Origin of the sequence: Winogradskyella schleiferi, assembly GCF_013394655.1 — a bacterium.
Taxonomy (GTDB): Bacteria; Bacteroidota; Bacteroidia; order Flavobacteriales; family Flavobacteriaceae; genus Winogradskyella; species Winogradskyella schleiferi.
Window position 1 is genome coordinate 3,553,939 of record NZ_CP053351.1, and the last position, 16,897, is coordinate 3,570,835.

The following is a 16,897-nucleotide window of genomic DNA, read 5'->3' on the forward strand; positions in this document are numbered from 1 at the left end:
TATTCTAATGATTAATAATCTTTTCTTGATGATTAATGGATTCTTGATGAATCGCTTTAAACATCCTTAAGATAAACTCTTCACTAAGTCCTTTTTCTTCACCTTCTAAAACCATTTTGCCTAAAATCTCGTTCCATCGTTTGCTCTGTAAAACAGCAACGTTCTTTTGTTTTTTAAGTGTTCCTATACCATCAGCAACCTTCATACGTTTACCCAACAATTCAATAATTTGATTATCAACCACATCGATCTGAGCTCTTAAATTGTTCAATTCTGTGTTGTATTCTGCTTCTGGATCTGATTCTTTTCTAATCTTCAAGTCTTTCATAATCTGAACTAAACTTTTTGGTGTTACTTGCTGTGCAGCATCACTCCAAGCGTTTTCAGGATCATAATGTGTTTCTATCATTAAACCATCAAAATTAAGATCTAAAGCCGTTTGGGATACATCAAATATCATATCTCTATTACCTGTGATATGCGATGGGTCATTGATCAATGGAAGGTCAGGGAATTTATTCTGAAATTCAATAGCGATTTGCCATTCCGGAATGTTTCTATATTTCGATTTTTCATAAGTAGAAAACCCTCTATGAATGGCACCAAGATTTTTAACACCAGCCGAATGTAATCTTTCTATGCCTCCTAACCACAATGCTAAATCTGGATTTACCGGATTTTTCACTAATACTATTTTATCCGTTCCTTCTAAGGCATCCGCTAATTCTTGCATTATAAATGGACTCACTGTTGAACGTGCGCCAACCCATAATAAATCCACATCATATTCCAATGCTAATTTTACATGAGCCGCATTGGCAACTTCCGTACAAGTTTTCATGCCTGTTTCTTCTTTTACCTTTTGCAACCATTTTAAACCTAAAGCGCCAACACCTTCAAAATTTCCTGGACGTGTTCTAGGTTTCCAAATACCTGCTCTGTAGTAATTGACATCGGTATCTTTTAGCTCGTGTGCTATTTTTAATACTTGTTCTTCAGTTTCTGCGCTACATGGTCCTGCTATTACTAGTGGATGATCTAGTTTCATATCATCTAACCATGTTCTCATTTCTTTTGTGTTTTTCATCTTGCTATTAGTCTAATTATTCTTTTACCCGTTCTGGTTTGAGATACTGAATTAAATTCAGCATTAAGCCTTACAGGAACTTCCTTTTATTATTGTATTCCGTTTAAAATATCTTTTATATGATTTGTATCTTTCATTTCGTTAAAAACCGCATCAAAATCTTCATCTTCCATCAGCTTTTTAAAATGTTGTAAATTTGAAATATATTCATTTAATGTTTCAATGACATTGGTCTTATTATGTTGAAAAATGGGTGTCCACATGGCTGGTGAACTTTTTGCCAAACGTACTGTACTTTCAAATCCACTACCTGCCATATCAAAAATATCGCGTTCATTTTTTTCTTTATCGATGACCGTTTTCCCTAACATAAATGCACTGATATGTGATAAATGAGACACATAAGCAATATGTTTATCGTGTGCTTTTGGATTCATATATCGAATTCGCATGCCTAAATCCGAAAACAATTTCAAAGCTTTTTCTTGAAGCTTAAAAGCCGTTTCTTCAACCTCACAGATAATGTTGGTTTTGCTTTTATACAAATTATGAAGCGCTGCTCTTGGACCAGAATGTTCCGTACCTGCAATAGGATGCGCTGCCAAATAATTTCTGCGTTTGGGATGGTTTTTCACTGCAGCACAAATATCTTCTTTTGTTGAGCCAGCATCAAACACCAAGGCCTCATCTGAAATATGATCCAAAACTTTTGGTAAAACGCTTAGTGTTGCATCCACTGGAATTGCCAAAATGATCAAATCGGCACTTTCTAGAGCTTCAAACTTAGATTTATGATCAATAATTTTAAGATTTATGGCTTCGTCTAAATGGGTTTCTCTTTTGTCAATTCCATATATATTGCTTTCAGGATATAATTTCTTAATATCCAAAGCGAAACTTCCACCGATTAATCCTACTCCTATTATAAAAATGTTATTCATCCCATCTGTCTCTCTGAGACATCTTTCCAAAGGGAAGAATTATCTCTGCTTATATATTTTTCCTTACAACAAAAATCAACTATCATACTGCTAATTTTAAATTTTCAATTCTTAATAGATTTACAACTGTAAACCTAATTACTAAACTATGTACTTCTCACTTTGTACTTTTTTATTCAGCATTGACAACTGAGGTTGCGACTGTGAAACTTTTCACACTCTCGCAATCGCCTGTTTCAAAATTTCTTCTGTGGCGCACAATGAAAAACGCACATAACCCTCGCCATTACTCCCAAACACCGTTCCTGGTGTTATAAAAATGGAATGTTCTTTTAATACCAAATCAGTAAATTCTTCAGATTTTAAATGTGGCGGTAATTTGGCCCAAACGAACAATCCTGTGGCGTCTTTATCATACGTGCATTTAAGATTATCTGCCAATTTCCAGATTAATTCCCGGCGCTGTTGGTAAACACTATTCAAACTTTGAAACCACATGTCTGAACATTTTAAAGCCTCGATAGCTCCTTTTTGAATGCCATAGAACATTCCAGAATCCATATTGCTTTTCACCCGTAAAACAGCATTTACAAATTCGTAATTCCCGACTAACATTCCTACGCGCCAACCAGCCATATTAAAGGTCTTACTTAAAGAATTCAACTCTAAACAAACGTTTTTAGCATTTTTATATCTTAAAATACTGATGGGATTGTCATTCAACACAAAACTGTATGGATTGTCATTCACGATTAAAATATCATGTCGTTTTCCGAATGCAATGACTTTATCATAGAACAAATTATCCGCATTACTACCTGTTGGCATATGTGGGTAATTGATCCACATAATTTTTACACGCTTTAGATTCATGCGTTCTAACTCCCCAAAATCTGGCAACCAATTTTGATCGGCCTTTAAATTGTAATAAACAGGTTTTGCTTCTAGCAATTTTGTTACAGCAGCATATGTTGGATAACCAGGATTTGGAACCAATACTTTATCACCTTTGTTCAAAAACGCCATAGAAATGTGCATTATTCCTTCCTTACTTCCCATTAAAGGCAACACTTCCGTTTGAGCACTTAAATCTACGCTATAATGTCTTTTATAAAAATTTGAAATTTCTGCTCTCAATTCTGGCAAGCCTTGATAACTTTGATATTGATGCGCTTTTTCATCCACCAAACAGTCTTGAAGCGCCATTGAAGCTTTTACAGGTGGCTCAAAATCCGGACTTCCAATTCCTAAATTTATGATTGGTTTTCCTTGCGCTTTTAAAAGTGCAACTTCCCTCAACTTTTTAGAAAAGTAGTATTCTTCTACGTTTTGTAATCGTTTGGCTACTTCAATCATCGTCTTCCATTTTTATATTCGCCTAAAACCTTAAAATTTTCTGCCATCAATTTCATAATGGAATTTGCTTTTTCATAATCTTTATAAACTTCAAAAGTGACATCCACAAAAAAGGCATATTTCCATGGTGTTTCAATCTTTGGCAAGGATTGTATTTTAGTTAAATTAAGTTTACAGTCACTCAACACGTTTAAAATCGCTGCTAAACTTCCGCGTTTGTGATCCAATTCAAATTTCAACGACGCTTTATTAATTGTATTTATATCCTTATCCTCATGATTTCGTTTTACAATTACAAAACGTGTTTCATTGTGTTTTATAGTCTGAATACTTTCTGCTAAAACATTCAGATGATATAATTCAGCTGCATTTTTACTGGCAATAGCTGCGATGCCTTTCAATTGTTGCTCTTTAATTTGTTTAGCGACATCTGCCGTGTCCTTAGCTTCCACCAGTTTTATATGTGGATAATTTTTAAAGAATACTTTACATTGTAACAACGCCATGGGATGCGAATGAACCTCTTTAATATCTTCAATATTCTGATTCGCCAAAGCCATTAAACAATGCTCAATGCCTAAATAATACTCACCTACGATACTCAACTGATGATTGTCAATAAGTGCATAATTAGGAATTATTGAACCTGCAATGGAATTTTCCAATGCCATAACAACTTCATCGGTCTGCATTTCCAACAACGAATTTATAACACCATCAAAAGACATGAACTCAACAACCTCAGCATCCGAATTGAAATAATTTTGGGCAACTATATGATGAAATGAGCCTTTAATTCCTTGTATGGCTATTGGTTTTTTCAATTTTTTTTCTTTTTATTAGATCCTGAAATACTGAAACAAATTCAGCACTAGTAAATTCAGGATCATATCAGCTTTTAAAACGTTGCTATAAAAAAAGTCCCGATCAAATCGAGACTTTATAATTTATATTTTAAATAAAACATACTAAGTCTCGTTCCTTTAGCTAAAAAAGAAATAAAACCAGTTGTAATATGTTTTAGATATATTCATATTTTTCCACATCGGTGGATATCTGTAATTAAGTGGCTAATGTAATTATTATTTTTACAAATCAAAATTGTTGTATTGTTTTTTTAGGTATTATTCTAAAGTTTTAAAGATTTATCAATAATTGCAATACAATATTCGGAATTACTTATTTTTGAACAAATTTCTATTTATATGTCCATCGAAGTTCAGAACATTACCAAATTATATAAAGATCAAAAAGCACTTAATGATGTTTCTTTTAAGGTAAAAGATGCTGAAATTGTTGGTTTCTTGGGCCCAAATGGTGCCGGAAAATCAACTATGATGAAAATTCTAACGACTTATATTGAAGCTTCTGAGGGCTCTGCCAATGTGAATGGTTTTGATGTAACTTCAGATAAAAAAAACGTCCAGAGCAGTGTTGGGTATTTGCCGGAACATAATCCGCTTTATACCGACTTATATGTCAAGGAATATTTGAATTTCAATGCAAATGTTTATGGCACCCCAAAGTCACGTATTGAAGAAGTCATTCAAATGACAGGGTTAACACCAGAAGCGCATAAAAAAATCAGTCAGCTATCTAAAGGTTATCGACAACGTGTTGGTTTGGCAAACGCCCTTTTGCATAATCCTGAGGTATTGATTCTAGATGAACCTACTACGGGTTTAGATCCCAATCAATTGGTGGATATTAGACATCTAATAAAGACTATTGGTAAAGAAAAAACCGTGTTCCTATCTACGCATATTATGCAAGAAGTTGAAGCCATGTGCGACCGCGTGATTATTATTAATAAAGGCAAAATTGTTGCCGATAAATATTTAGCGGATTTAAGAGAGGGTCAACAACAAATTGTCATCGTAGAATTTGACTATAGGGTTGAAGATGCATTTCTTTTGAAACTACCAAAGGTCACTTCCGTAAAAAACACACACGGTTTTATATATGAAATCACGTTTTCTACTAAAGATGATATGCGTTCCCATGTGTTTGATTTTGCACACGATAATGAGTTAAAGATTCTTCAACTGAATCAGAAAAATGCGAGTTTAGAGAGTTTGTTTCGGGAATTAACGAGTTAGAAAAACCCTTTTGATAACTATGGGAATAGCCTTACTACTTCGACTGCACTCAGCACAAGGTCGAGAATGAAATCTTACTCACATAACTATATTTTATATGGAATGACTAACTTAGCCCTACAAAACTTAAAAAAATTGGTTAACCAATTTTAATTCTTATTTTTATACATGACAAATATCATCTTTAAAAAATCAAATCCGTATTAAATTTGCACGCCACTCTGCCGAATGCAATTGGGTAAAAACGCTTTTATTAATACTACGAAATAACGTATTTTGACGATATAACACAAAAATCAATGAGCAAAGGAATTTATGTAGCAACAATAGAACCAAACAGCGGAAAATCCGTTGTGGTTTTAGGACTTATGCGTATGCTTTTAGGAAAAACCGCAAAAGTGGGATATTTTAGACCCATTATAGAAGACACCAAAAAAGGCGAACTGGATAACCATATAAATACTGTTTTATCGCATTTTGAACTCGATATAAACTACAAAAAAACATATGCTTTCACCCGAACTGAAACACTCGATTTATACAATAAGGGCAAAGCGGGAAAGGTCATTGACGAAATTATAAAAAAATACAAATACCTTGAAGAACGATTTGATTTCATTCTCGTCGAAGGCACCGATTTTTCCAATGAGAATACCAATTTAGAACTGGATATTAATATTTTAATCTCTAAAAACCTTGGTCTACCTGTAATCATAGTCGCCAATGGCCATAAAAAGACACAGGATACCATTGTAGAGAATATCCAATTTGCGTACAACTCATTTAAAGAAGAGGTTGAAGTCCTATCTATAATTACCAATAAAGTTAATCCTGATGAACTTGAAACTTTAAAACCACGTTTATCAGAGCGCATAAAAGCAGATACCAATATATCTGTAATCCCAACAATCAAGAGTTTATCATCGCCAACAATCAAGGAAATTGCTAAAGCTTTAAATGGTACTATTCTCTTTGGTGAAGAAATGATCAATAATCAATCAGAAAACTTTGGTGTTGGCGCTATGCAATTACGAAATTATCTAACCCATTTAAAGGATAATACTTTGGTCATTACACCTGGTGATAGAGCCGATATTATCTTGGGTGCGTTACAAGCCAATATTTCAAAAAATTACCCAAAAATATCTGGAATTGTGCTTACTGGCGGCTTAATTCCTGAAAAACCAATTCTAAAACTCATTGAAGGCCTGTCTAGCATTTCCCCCATTGTCAGTGTAAAAGACGGCACTTTTAGCGTTACAAATTCCATTGGTAAAATTAAATCTAAAATATACGCTGAAAACATTGAAAAAATAGAAACCTCCATCGCTACGTTTGAAATGCATGTGGATACTGATAAACTCTCTAATGATCTGATCACCTTTGAATCTGAAGGTTTTACACCAAGAATGTTTCAATATAATTTATTACAGCAGGCCTTAAAGGACAAGAAACATATTGTGCTTCCTGAAGGTTATGACGAACGTGTCTTACGAGCTTCGGCACGATTAATTGATGCTCAGGTGGTAGATTTGACTTTAATTGGCGATAAAGACAAAATTCTAGAACGTATAAAGAAGTTAGACATTCCTTTAGACACTAAAAAAATCAATATTGTTTCGCCGCAACAATCCGAACATTTTGATGATTACGTGCATACTTTTTATGAATTGAGAAAACATAAAAATGTCAACTTAGATATGGCAAAAGATGCTATGTCTGATGTCTCATACTTTGCAACGATGATGATTTATAAAGGTCATGCGGATGGTATGGTTTCGGGAGCCGCTCATACCACAGCCCACACGTTGCGTCCAGCGTTGCAATTCATAAAAACAAAACCAGGCGTAAAAATTGTATCCTCCGTATTCTTTATGTGTTTGGAAGATCGTATTTCCATATTTGGAGACTGCGCCATAAACCCAAATCCAAATGCTGAAGAATTAGCGGAAATAGCCATATCATCTGCTAAAACAGCTGAAGATTTTGGCATCAATCCAAAAGTAGCGTTGTTAAGCTATTCTTCTGGTGCTTCTGGAAAAGGCGAAGAAGTAGATAAAGTAAGAAAAGCTACAGAAATTGCAAAAGCACAAGCGCCACATTTAAAAATTGAAGGGCCAATACAATACGATGCTGCAGTAGATATGCGAATTGGAAAAAGTAAATTACCTGATTCTGAAGTGGCAGGACAGGCAAGTGTTTTGATCTTTCCAGACTTAAACACAGGAAATAACACCTATAAAGCCGTACAAAGAGAAACAGGTGCCTTGGCCATTGGACCAATGTTACAAGGCCTAAATAAACCCGTAAACGATTTAAGTAGAGGCTGTACCACAGACGACATCTACAGTACCGTAATTATAACGGCTATTCAAGCCCAACAATTTTAAACCATGCATCAAATATTAGTATTAAACTCTGGTAGTTCTTCTTTAAAATTTCAACTCTTCTTAATGCCTGATGAAACCGTTTTGTGTTCTGGTATTATTGAACGTATAGGGTTAGATGATGCTAAATTTATCTGCAAAACGGAGGAATCTATAATTGAATTGGTTACTCCAATTGCAAATCATAAAGAAGCCCTTCAATTATTGGCCAATCAATTATTGAACGAAAAAACAGGAATTATAAAATCTGCCGACGATATTGAAATTGTTGGCCACCGCGTTGTGCATGGAGGAAAGTACTTTAACAATTACGCAGAGATAACTAATGATGTTAAAGAAAAAATTGCGTCCTTGGAATCACTAGCTCCACTCCATAATCCTGCAAATTTAGAAGGCATTATAGTGGCAGAAGCCATTTTCAAAAATGCCAAACAAGTAGCCGTATTTGATACCGCTTTTCATCAAACTATACCAGAACATGCTTATAAATACGCCTTACCGAATGCGTATTCAGACGAGATAAGAGTCTATGGATTTCATGGTACTAGCCATAAATATGTGAGCGAAAAAGCTATTGACCATTTGGGTAAAAAAGACACGAAAATTCTTACCATCCATTTAGGGAACGGCTGCAGTATGTCTGCTATAAAAAATGGTAAATGTATTGATCATTCTATGGGATTTTCACCAACTAATGGTTTAATAATGGGCACACGATCTGGTGATATTGATTGGAGTGTCATTTTTTATTTAGCTGAAAAATTTGATTTGAACTTTAAAGAGGTCAACAACTTGCTCCAAAAGAAAAGCGGTATGTTAGGATTGACTGGCCTTAGTGATTTGAGGGATATTCAAGAAAAAGCCGAAAATGGAGACGAGGCCTGCCAATTAGCTCTTAAAATGAATGCCTATCGTATTAAAAAATATATCGGAAGTTATGCTGCCATTCTTAATGGTTTAGATGCTATTGTTTTTACCGCAGGAATTGGTGAAAACTCCAGTTTATTAAGAGCCTCGATTTGTGAAAATCTCGACTTTTTAGGGATAAACTTAGATGTTGAAAAAAATAATGAGCGACTTAGCAGCATTAGACCAATAAATACTGAAGATTCAAAAGTAAAAATATTAGTTATACCAACGAATGAAGAATTAGAAATCGCAAAACAATCGTTTAATTTACTGAAAGAATAATTGACCAGTATAGAAACGCTCTACATCTACTATTGAAGGTTGATTGACTGAAATTAAATCACCTGTTCCTCTGAGTTCGCCAGATATGGATTGCCGTGGATTGACAACCATATCGTTACCACCACGATGAAAAATAGTAACGTTTTGAGCAATTAAGTTTTCCCCTTCAAAGCGACTTGCTCCAGCATAAAACCCAACAAACAAGGTCTCCACTTCGCCATCAATAAAAAAGAATGACAGATTGTTAGACACAATTTTAAGGTTATCGGAGTTAATAGTTAATCTAAAATCGCCAACTGTAAATTCATTTTCAGCATTAAAATCTTCAGAATACAGGTTTAAAGTGTCATAATTCAAAATACCATCTGATGTTACATCATATTGTGAAGAGGTTCTTATTTCTATAATATTTGGTGCTTCAATATAAATTTTTGTGATCCCATAATCCCTTACGTAATTACAGGAATTATTATCCGTCAACACCAATTGATTTCCTCTAACTTCAACCTCAACATCATTAAGCAAATTTTCACCTGTTTCAACAGTCACTTTATAGTTTGGTGCTTCTTTGATTATTAACTCAATATCCCTATTGACTAAAATCCGTTCAAAACTTGAAACTGGAATTTCCTGTTGAATGATATTTCCAGAAGTTTGAAAACAATCGTTGGCATCTTCGCTGTTGCAAGAGACAATTAAAAGACTCAGTAAGTACACTACTTTTTTCATAATCTAACACCGATTCCAAATTCAACGGCTTCCGCTTTTGCGCCATGTGACTTTAAGGTTAATGCTCCAAACATCTTTTTTCCAAAATATCGTTTTAAACCCACTCTTATATAGGTTCGTCCTTCAAAATCATAAGGATAATAAACGTAATAGCCCAATTGCGATACCACTGACATTTTATTGATGAACAACTCATGGCCAACAAATATACCGACACGTTTGTAATCCTCCTCTCCAGTGACATCCAATTCAGGATACGCAACAGATTGATAGTAAATAAGCTCTTTTAAAAACTTAGAAAAAAAAACTTCAGCGCCAAACTGAAGCGCACTTACATGACTTAAGCGTTTATCCGCATAAGCCGAAAAAATATAAAACGGAAATTGTTTGCTTCCAATAACATCGCTTTGGTTTATCCCAGATCTAAATGCTAGATTGTATTTTACGGCTTCGGTAAATTTTTCATCATCTAAATCGCTAATGAATTCTGAATCTTCAGTATCAAGATTATACGTTAAACCTAAATTTAACGCCAAAGTATTGATACTTGTGTTTGGGGCTTTTACATTGGCATTGGAATAATGGGTAAACGACAAACCTGTTTGCACACCAAAACGACCAAAGAGTCTTTCTTTCTTGTAATTCAGCATTACATAAGTGGCACTCAAAATATCTGACCCGAATGCGATATTTTTCGGATTGTTAATCTTATCATAAGGATTGGTGGTATATGCCAAGCCTTGTGCAATTCGCAGTATCAAATTACGATTTAAAAAGTAAAAATTATAGTGTGCATAAAGTGCATAATTCACGCCTAATTTTTCACTTTTAAAATCTTGGTATGAAAACGATGCTCCAAAATCTGGATAATTATAGCGTTGTTGCCAAGTGTCATTTCCATAAGTTTTCTTATTCCAACTGAAAATAAAACCTTCGGGATGACCTGTAATTAAATGTAGAATATCATTGTTGTGAAGAGCAATATTGCCGCCGAAATAATTCAGGTCAAAATAAGTATGGGATGGTTTTCCTTCTTGTGCAAAAGACAACAATCCAATTAATATAACTAAACGCGTAAGCCAGTACTTCATTTATAAATGGTTGCCCGCAAAAATAGAATAATAAGTTTAGTTTTTATGGATTAAACATTAAGAAGCATCAAATAAGTTAGATGACAAATAACGATCACCTCTATCGCAAATAATGGCAACCACCACACCATGATCTATAGTTTTAATAAGTTTTAATGCTGTTGCAACAGAACCACCACTACTCATCCCGGCAAATATACCTTCATCTTTCGCTAAGCGCTGTGTCATCAGTTTTGCTTCTGTTTCGTTAATTTCTATTATTTGATCCACTTTGGACCTATCGAAAATGCTTGGTATATATTCGGGCGACCATTTTCTAATCCCAGGAATTTTAGACCCGTCTTCGGGTTGCGCTCCAACAATTTGAATCTCTTTATTTTTTTCTTTTAGAAATGTGGACGTTCCCATAATAGTGCCTGTAGTTCCCATAGCGGAGACAAAATGGGTCACTTTTCCATCAGTATCTCTCCAAATTTCAGGACCAGTTGTTTTATAATGAGCGCGCCAATTATCATCGTTTTCAAACTGGTTTAATAGAGTATAGCCGTCTTCATCGCGCATCTTAAAGGCTACATCCCTTGAACCTTCAATTCCAGAATCTGCCGAAGTTAAAATGACTTCAGCACCATAAGCACGCATGGTTTTTACACGTTCTTCTGTAGAATTTTCCGGCATCACTAAAGACATTTTTAAACCAAATAATTGAGCGACATAAGCCAAAGCAATGCCTGTATTTCCGCTTGTGGCTTCTACTAAACGGTCGCCTTTCTTTAAGTCACCACGTTTTACGGCTTCAGAAATCATATTATATGCAGGTCTATCTTTAACGCTTCCGCCTGGATTATTGCCTTCAAGCTTAAAAAACAGTTTCACATTTGGTTTAGTTACCAGATTTGTACTTTCAACAAGAGGTGTATTACCAATTTGGTTTAAAATGCTCATTCTTTTATCTGTTTGAGATTTTTATATCGGACTTATAAGTGACTATAGAATTTTTAGGAATGGACTTGGTGATCCAAACATTGGCACCAATTGTACTATGTTCTCCAATAATCACATCACCACCAAGAATGGTTGCGTTGGCATAAATAGTGACATGGTCTAGAATTGTTGGATGTCGCTTTACGCCTTTCAGTGCTTTTTCTACAGTTATACCACCTAAGGTCACCCCTTGATACAGGATGACATTGTCGTGAATAATTGAAGTCTCACCAATTACAACGCCTGTGGCGTGATCTATAAAAAATGAATTACCTATGTCTGCGCCTGGATGGATATCGGCTCCCGTAATTCCATGTGCATATTCACTTATCATTCTTGGTAAAACAGGAACATCCAATTGCCATAAAATATGACTGATTCGATACATGGTTATAGCGTAAAATCCTGGATATGCCAAATACACCTCTTTTAAGCTTTTAGCTGCTGGATCATTATCGTAAGCGGCTTTAGCATCTAGATAAAGTATAGGTTTTAATGTTTTGAGTTGAATTTTAAACTGGTTCCATTTACTCTCACAAAGTCCGCATTCTAAAGCTTCGGAAATTTTAAAAAAAGACAGTTTTATGTTTTGCAATAATACGTCTTGGCGCTCTGGAGATTCTAAGACACAATAAAACAATTCTCTCGCCAAATCTTCTACTTGCTCTTTAAATCTTAGAGGAATTTGTAATACTATATCCATAAGTCTCTTTTAGGCTATTATTGATTTGAAATAAACTCAGGCATAAGATTAAATTGCAACTTATTTCAAAATAATGATTATTACCCAAAAATAAGAATTGCTTAGTTATAAAAAAAGAGATACAATTAAGGAAACAACCGTTAATACTATTATTTGCACTAAAAATCTAAAATCGGACTTGTACTTTTTAATTAATTTCATGTCTGAGGGGCTTTTACCAAATTGAACTGCCCATTCAAGTTGGTGTTAATCAAGTGCAAATATCCAACTAAAAGCATACTCTTTTGTTAATTAAACCCTAAGAAACGGTTACCGCTATGTATAAAATATACTAAGTTTTTAGAAAAAATGTCTTTTTTTTACATAATAGCCTTAACCACTGCTTTTGGTGATTCTTTTCGAGTGCCATCAAACCCATTGATGCCACTAACCGTTGTATATTTTAGAACAAATTTCTTACCTGGATTCAGTCTTTTATAGGCCGATTGACACATTAAAGTGGCTTCATGAAAACCACATAGAATCAACTTCAGTTTACCTTCATATGTATTCACATCACCAATAGCATAAATACCAGGAATGTTAGTTTGGTAATCTAAAGTATCTACTTTAATCGCATTTTTTTCAATCTCAAGTCCCCAATTTCCAATTGGGCCCAACTTTGGCGATAAACCAAAAAGTGGAATGAACTCATCCGCTTCTATCAGTTCTGTTTGACCTTCTTTGGTCACAGAAACACCTTTAATATTGTTTTCGCCGTGCAGAGCTGTAATTTCCGCTGGTGTAATGATGTTTATTTTGTTTAGCAACTTTAACTCTTGCACACGTTCTACAGAATCCAAAGCGCCTCTAAATTCATTTCGTCTGTGTACCAAAGTCACTTCAGAAGCCACATCAGCAAGGAATATACTCCAATCTAAGGCGGAATCACCTCCACCAGCAATCACCACTTTTTTGTTGCGATACACTTCTGGATCCTTAATAAAGTAAGCCACACCTTTATCTTCAAAGTTTTCGATGTTTTCCAACTTTGGTTTTCTTGGCTCAAAGCTCCCCAAACCTCCGGCTATAGCAATAATTGGAGCATGATGTTGTGTACCTTTATTTGTGGTAACAATAAAACTCCCATCCTCTAATTTTTCAATAGTTTCTGCACGTTCGCCCAGCGTAAAACCAGGCTGAAATTGTTTCCCTTGTTCTAATAAATTGGAGGTTAAATCGCCCGCCAATATTTCTGGAAAACCAGGAATATCATAAATTGGTTTTTTAGGATACAATTCGGAACATTGTCCACCTGCTTGAGGTAAGGCATCAATTAAATGACACTTTAATTTTAGCAAGCCCGCTTCAAATACAGTAAATAGACCTGTTGGTCCTGCTCCGATGATAAGTATATCTGTTTTAATCATGATCTATAATTTTTGTACTATTTGTTTTTGTGCATTATGCTTTGCCAAATCAGCTTTTTGATAAATATCTGTGAAATCTACACGTTGATTAACAACTTCTCCAATAATGATTATGGCTGGATTTGAAAGTTGTTTTTCTTCCACAATAGATTCAATAGTGGAAATTGTGCCAATACCAACATTTTCATCTGGTCGTGTTCCATTTTGGATGATAGCGACAGCTGTTTCCGATTTCCCTTCATTAGAAAATATTTGTACAATTTCTGAAAGTTTACTCATTCCCATTAAAATCACAACCGTTGCCGTTGACTTTGCTGCCAATGCAATATCACCAGAAATTTTATGTGATTTTGTGGTTCCGGTAATGACCCAAAAACTTTCTGAAGCATTGCGTTTTGTCAATGGGATTCCTTGATAAGCTGGTACAGCTGCTGATGAAGATATACCGGGAACAACTCCTACTTCAATGGCGTATTCCTTTGCATACTCTAACTCTTCCGCACCACGACCAAAAATAAATGGGTCACCACCTTTTAAGCGAACTACATGTCCATATCTTAAGGCTCGTTGTACAATTAATTCATTGATTTGATTTTGCTGATAGGCATAACATCCTTTTCGTTTTCCGACGAAAATCAATTCTGCTTTAGGCGATGCATATTCTAGCAATTCTATATTTACAAGGGCGTCATATAAAATGACATTTGCTGATTTTATAGCTTTAATCGCCTTTACCGTAATTAATTCAACATCTCCTGGACCTGCGCCTACTATGGTTAATCTTGGTGTCATAATTTTAGTTTTATGCTACAACTTGTGCATCTCTGAACGTTCTTACCTGTTCTAAAAATTGTTGTGCAGTATTTATATAATTGCTGGCAAAGTCTTCTGTTGGAGGAAACACCTTTATCTGATAAATTAGATCTGAAAATGAAGTTCCTAAATCTATTCTTTTGGTTTCCACAAAAAGTTCATCAAACTGTTTAATGATACCAGCCTGTGTATTCGTTTTAATGTCTTCTGAAAGTAAAATGGCTTTTGCCGAATTCACCATAGAACGATAAGCTTCGTAAATAGCACCCGAATACACTTTATTGTGGTAAGCTTCTTTTGCTTCTTCAATTTTTTCATCACTTTCCAAGAAAAGCGTTGCGATTAAATCGATGACCACACCAGCACATTCTCCAATTCCAATGGCTTTAACGTACTTTTCTTCTGTTCCCCAATCAATAAAATCTTCTTGGGTCAAATTTTCAATATCTGACAAATCGGTTAGCAATTGATAAAAGTACTTTTCGCCCTTATCTTTATAATAATCGACAAAAAGTTTTCCGTTGGCATTAGCTTCGAAATCATTTAAAATTCTACGTAATGCTTCTGGTCCTCTTCTACTTGGAACTTTAACTACTTTATCCGCAAAATGGGCGTTTCCGTTTCCTAAATTTCCACCACCTAAAAGCACTTGGAGTGCAGGCGCAACTAATTTATCTTTAGTTCTAATAGACATCCCTTGAAAACCGATATTTGCCATATTGTGCTGTCCGCAAGCATTCATACAACCACTAATTTTTATGACTAAATCATTGTTTTCTAAATATTGTGGGTATTCAGCTTTGATCACACGTTCCAACTCTTCAGCGATTCCTGTACTACTTGAAATTCCTAAATTACACGTATCAGTTCCTGGACATGCGGTAATATCTACAGCTTTGTTATAACCTGCCTCCACAAAACCTAACTTTTCCAATTCGGTGTAGAAAAAAGGCAATAAATCTTCCTTTACAAAAGGAATTAATATGTTTTGTCTTAAGCTCAATCTTATTTCACCTGCTGCATACTGCTCAACTAAATCCGCTAATAAACGAGCTTTGTCTGTGTAAAAATCGCCCAACAAAACTTTGATACCAATGGCAACATAACCCTTCTGTTTTTGAGGAATTATATTGGTTGCTTTCCATAAATTATAAGCCTCAGTGTCTTGGATATCTACTTTTGGTGCAGATACGGAAACTGGTCTTGATGCCGTATAGTTAGATTCGTCTATAGCGACGGTTTTTAACGCTATCGCATTTTGCTCTTCTTCTACTAATTCCTTAAATGCGTCTAATCCAATATCTTTTAATAAGAATTTGAGTCGTGCTTTGGCTCTACTTTTTCGTTCGCCATAGCGATCAAAAACCCTTAAAACACCTTCCATGACAGGGATAATTTTTTCTGCTGGCAAAAATTCATAAAACAAATCGGCATGTCTTGGTTGCGAACCTAAACCTCCACCCAACATGACTTTGAAGCCTTTGACGCCATTTTCAATTTTAGCAATAAAACCCAAATCGTGCATATAGGACAAACCTGTATCTTCATCTGATGCAGAAAAAGACACTTTGAATTTTCTACCCATTTCTTGGCAAATCGCATTTCTTAAAAAGAACCTGAATAAGGCATCAGCATAAGGCGATACATCGAAAGGTTCGTTAACATCAATACCTGCAGTTTCACTTGCAGTGACATTTCTTACGGTATTCCCACAAGCTTCCCTAATGGTAACCTCATCGCGTTCCAATTCTGCCCAAAGTTCTGGTGTTCGGTTTAAATCTACATAATGAATCTGAATATCTTGTCTCGTGGTAATATGCAAACGACCTCGTGAGTATTCGTCTGAAACTTCCGAAATACGTCGTAATTGATGACTCAGAACTTTACCATAAGGCAATTTGATTCTAATCATTTGCACGCCTTCTTGTCGCTGCCCATAAATACCTCTTGCTAAACGCAGACTTCGAAATTTTTCTTCATCCACGCGTCCATTGTTGAATAGCTCAATTTTATTGGCTAAATCAAGGATGTCCTTTTCTACTACTGGATTTTCTAATTCTGTTCTAAAACTTTGCATAATCCTATCCTAACCTTCCCTAAGGGAAGGAAT

The 16,897-nt window shown here is 35.1% G+C and carries 14 protein-coding genes; 3 read left to right on the forward strand and 11 right to left on the reverse strand.

Annotated elements, in window-relative coordinates:
- Nucleotides 1–4: 4 nt before the first annotated feature.
- From HM990_RS15465 to HM990_RS15480, 4 genes are all read right to left on the reverse strand, one after another.
- On the reverse strand, nucleotides 5–1,087 hold the full coding sequence (locus HM990_RS15465; RefSeq protein ID WP_178990088.1) for a bifunctional 3-deoxy-7-phosphoheptulonate synthase/chorismate mutase type II: 1,083 nt from the start codon (nucleotides 1,085–1,087) through the stop codon (nucleotides 5–7).
- An 89-nt stretch (nucleotides 1,088–1,176) separates the two neighbouring features.
- Nucleotides 1,177–2,028 carry a prephenate dehydrogenase gene (locus tag HM990_RS15470; RefSeq protein ID WP_178990090.1) on the reverse strand — a complete coding sequence of 284 codons (852 nt, stop codon included), beginning with the start codon at nucleotides 2,026–2,028 and terminating at the stop codon, nucleotides 1,177–1,179.
- Nucleotides 2,029–2,241: 213 nt separating this feature from the next.
- Complete coding sequence (locus HM990_RS15475) at nucleotides 2,242–3,384, reverse strand: pyridoxal phosphate-dependent aminotransferase (RefSeq protein WP_178990092.1); 1,143 nt, start codon at nucleotides 3,382–3,384, stop codon at nucleotides 2,242–2,244.
- Nucleotides 3,381–4,208, reverse strand: coding sequence for a prephenate dehydratase (locus HM990_RS15480; RefSeq protein WP_178990094.1), 828 nt, complete (start codon nucleotides 4,206–4,208; stop codon nucleotides 3,381–3,383). Before HM990_RS15480 ends, HM990_RS15475 begins: the two co-directional genes overlap by 4 nt.
- A gap of 381 nt (nucleotides 4,209–4,589) precedes the next feature.
- Here HM990_RS15480 and gldA point away from each other — a divergent pair, with 381 nt between their 5' ends.
- The 3 genes from gldA (at nucleotide 4,590) to HM990_RS15495 (ending at nucleotide 9,061) form a co-directional block, all read left to right on the forward strand.
- Nucleotides 4,590–5,483 carry a gliding motility-associated ABC transporter ATP-binding subunit GldA gene (gene gldA, locus HM990_RS15485; RefSeq protein WP_178990095.1) on the forward strand — a complete coding sequence of 298 codons (894 nt, stop codon included), beginning with the start codon at nucleotides 4,590–4,592 and terminating at the stop codon, nucleotides 5,481–5,483.
- Nucleotides 5,484–5,782: 299 nt separating this feature from the next.
- On the forward strand, nucleotides 5,783–7,873 hold the full coding sequence (gene pta, locus HM990_RS15490; RefSeq protein WP_178990097.1) for a phosphate acetyltransferase: 2,091 nt from the start codon (nucleotides 5,783–5,785) through the stop codon (nucleotides 7,871–7,873).
- A 3-nt stretch (nucleotides 7,874–7,876) separates the two neighbouring features.
- Nucleotides 7,877–9,061, forward strand: coding sequence for an acetate/propionate family kinase (locus HM990_RS15495; RefSeq protein WP_178990099.1), 1,185 nt, complete (start codon nucleotides 7,877–7,879; stop codon nucleotides 9,059–9,061).
- Here the strand turns inward: HM990_RS15495 and HM990_RS15500 are convergent.
- The 7 genes from HM990_RS15500 to HM990_RS15530 all read right to left on the reverse strand — a co-directional run bounded on the left by HM990_RS15500 (nucleotide 9,047) and on the right by HM990_RS15530 (nucleotide 16,864).
- Nucleotides 9,047–9,790 (reverse strand): head GIN domain-containing protein, encoded by a 744-nt coding sequence (locus tag HM990_RS15500; RefSeq protein ID WP_178990101.1) that lies wholly within the window; start codon nucleotides 9,788–9,790, stop codon nucleotides 9,047–9,049. The genes HM990_RS15495 and HM990_RS15500 overlap by 15 nt on opposite strands.
- On the reverse strand, nucleotides 9,787–10,881 hold the full coding sequence (locus HM990_RS15505; protein ID WP_178990103.1) for an acyloxyacyl hydrolase: 1,095 nt from the start codon (nucleotides 10,879–10,881) through the stop codon (nucleotides 9,787–9,789). The genes HM990_RS15500 and HM990_RS15505 overlap by 4 nt, the downstream gene beginning before the upstream one ends.
- Nucleotides 10,882–10,938: 57 nt before the next feature.
- Nucleotides 10,939–11,823, reverse strand: a complete 885-nt coding sequence (gene cysM, locus HM990_RS15510; protein ID WP_178990105.1) for a cysteine synthase CysM — start codon at nucleotides 11,821–11,823, stop codon at nucleotides 10,939–10,941.
- 4 nt (nucleotides 11,824–11,827) lie between these two features.
- On the reverse strand, nucleotides 11,828–12,565 hold the full coding sequence (epsC, locus tag HM990_RS15515) for a serine O-acetyltransferase EpsC (RefSeq protein ID WP_178990107.1): 738 nt from the start codon (nucleotides 12,563–12,565) through the stop codon (nucleotides 11,828–11,830).
- A 359-nt stretch (nucleotides 12,566–12,924) separates the two neighbouring features.
- Complete coding sequence (locus tag HM990_RS15520; RefSeq protein ID WP_178990109.1) at nucleotides 12,925–13,974, reverse strand: NAD(P)/FAD-dependent oxidoreductase; 1,050 nt, start codon at nucleotides 13,972–13,974, stop codon at nucleotides 12,925–12,927.
- Between the two features lie 3 nt (nucleotides 13,975–13,977).
- Nucleotides 13,978–14,766: a uroporphyrinogen-III C-methyltransferase gene (gene cobA, locus HM990_RS15525; RefSeq protein ID WP_178990111.1), complete on the reverse strand. Its 789-nt coding sequence runs from the start codon at nucleotides 14,764–14,766 to the stop codon at nucleotides 13,978–13,980.
- Between the two features lie 10 nt (nucleotides 14,767–14,776).
- A complete protein-coding gene (locus HM990_RS15530; RefSeq protein WP_178990113.1) occupies nucleotides 14,777–16,864 on the reverse strand; it encodes a HEPN domain-containing protein in 2,088 nt (695 codons plus the stop codon).
- Nucleotides 16,865–16,897 lie beyond the last annotated feature (33 nt).

What these genes read in the sequence shown, in the direction of transcription:
- HM990_RS15465 (WP_178990088.1), bottom strand. Translation starts at nt 1,087, where the DNA reads ATGAAAAACACAAAAGAAATGAGAACATGGTTAGATGATATGAAACTA.
- HM990_RS15470 (WP_178990090.1), bottom strand. Translation starts at nt 2,028, where the DNA reads ATGAATAACATTTTTATAATAGGAGTAGGATTAATCGGTGGAAGTTTC.
- HM990_RS15475 (WP_178990092.1), bottom strand. Translation starts at nt 3,384, where the DNA reads ATGATTGAAGTAGCCAAACGATTACAAAACGTAGAAGAATACTACTTT.
- gldA (WP_178990095.1), top strand. Translation starts at nt 4,590, where the DNA reads ATGTCCATCGAAGTTCAGAACATTACCAAATTATATAAAGATCAAAAA.
- pta (WP_178990097.1), top strand. Translation starts at nt 5,783, where the DNA reads ATGAGCAAAGGAATTTATGTAGCAACAATAGAACCAAACAGCGGAAAA.
- HM990_RS15495 (WP_178990099.1), top strand. Translation starts at nt 7,877, where the DNA reads ATGCATCAAATATTAGTATTAAACTCTGGTAGTTCTTCTTTAAAATTT.
- HM990_RS15500 (WP_178990101.1), bottom strand. Translation starts at nt 9,790, where the DNA reads ATGAAAAAAGTAGTGTACTTACTGAGTCTTTTAATTGTCTCTTGCAAC.
- HM990_RS15505 (WP_178990103.1), bottom strand. Translation starts at nt 10,881, where the DNA reads ATGAAGTACTGGCTTACGCGTTTAGTTATATTAATTGGATTGTTGTCT.
- cysM (WP_178990105.1), bottom strand. Translation starts at nt 11,823, where the DNA reads ATGAGCATTTTAAACCAAATTGGTAATACACCTCTTGTTGAAAGTACA.
- epsC (WP_178990107.1), bottom strand. Translation starts at nt 12,565, where the DNA reads ATGGATATAGTATTACAAATTCCTCTAAGATTTAAAGAGCAAGTAGAA.
- HM990_RS15520 (WP_178990109.1), bottom strand. Translation starts at nt 13,974, where the DNA reads ATGATTAAAACAGATATACTTATCATCGGAGCAGGACCAACAGGTCTA.
- cobA (WP_178990111.1), bottom strand. Translation starts at nt 14,766, where the DNA reads ATGACACCAAGATTAACCATAGTAGGCGCAGGTCCAGGAGATGTTGAA.
- HM990_RS15530 (WP_178990113.1), bottom strand. Translation starts at nt 16,864, where the DNA reads ATGCAAAGTTTTAGAACAGAATTAGAAAATCCAGTAGTAGAAAAGGAC.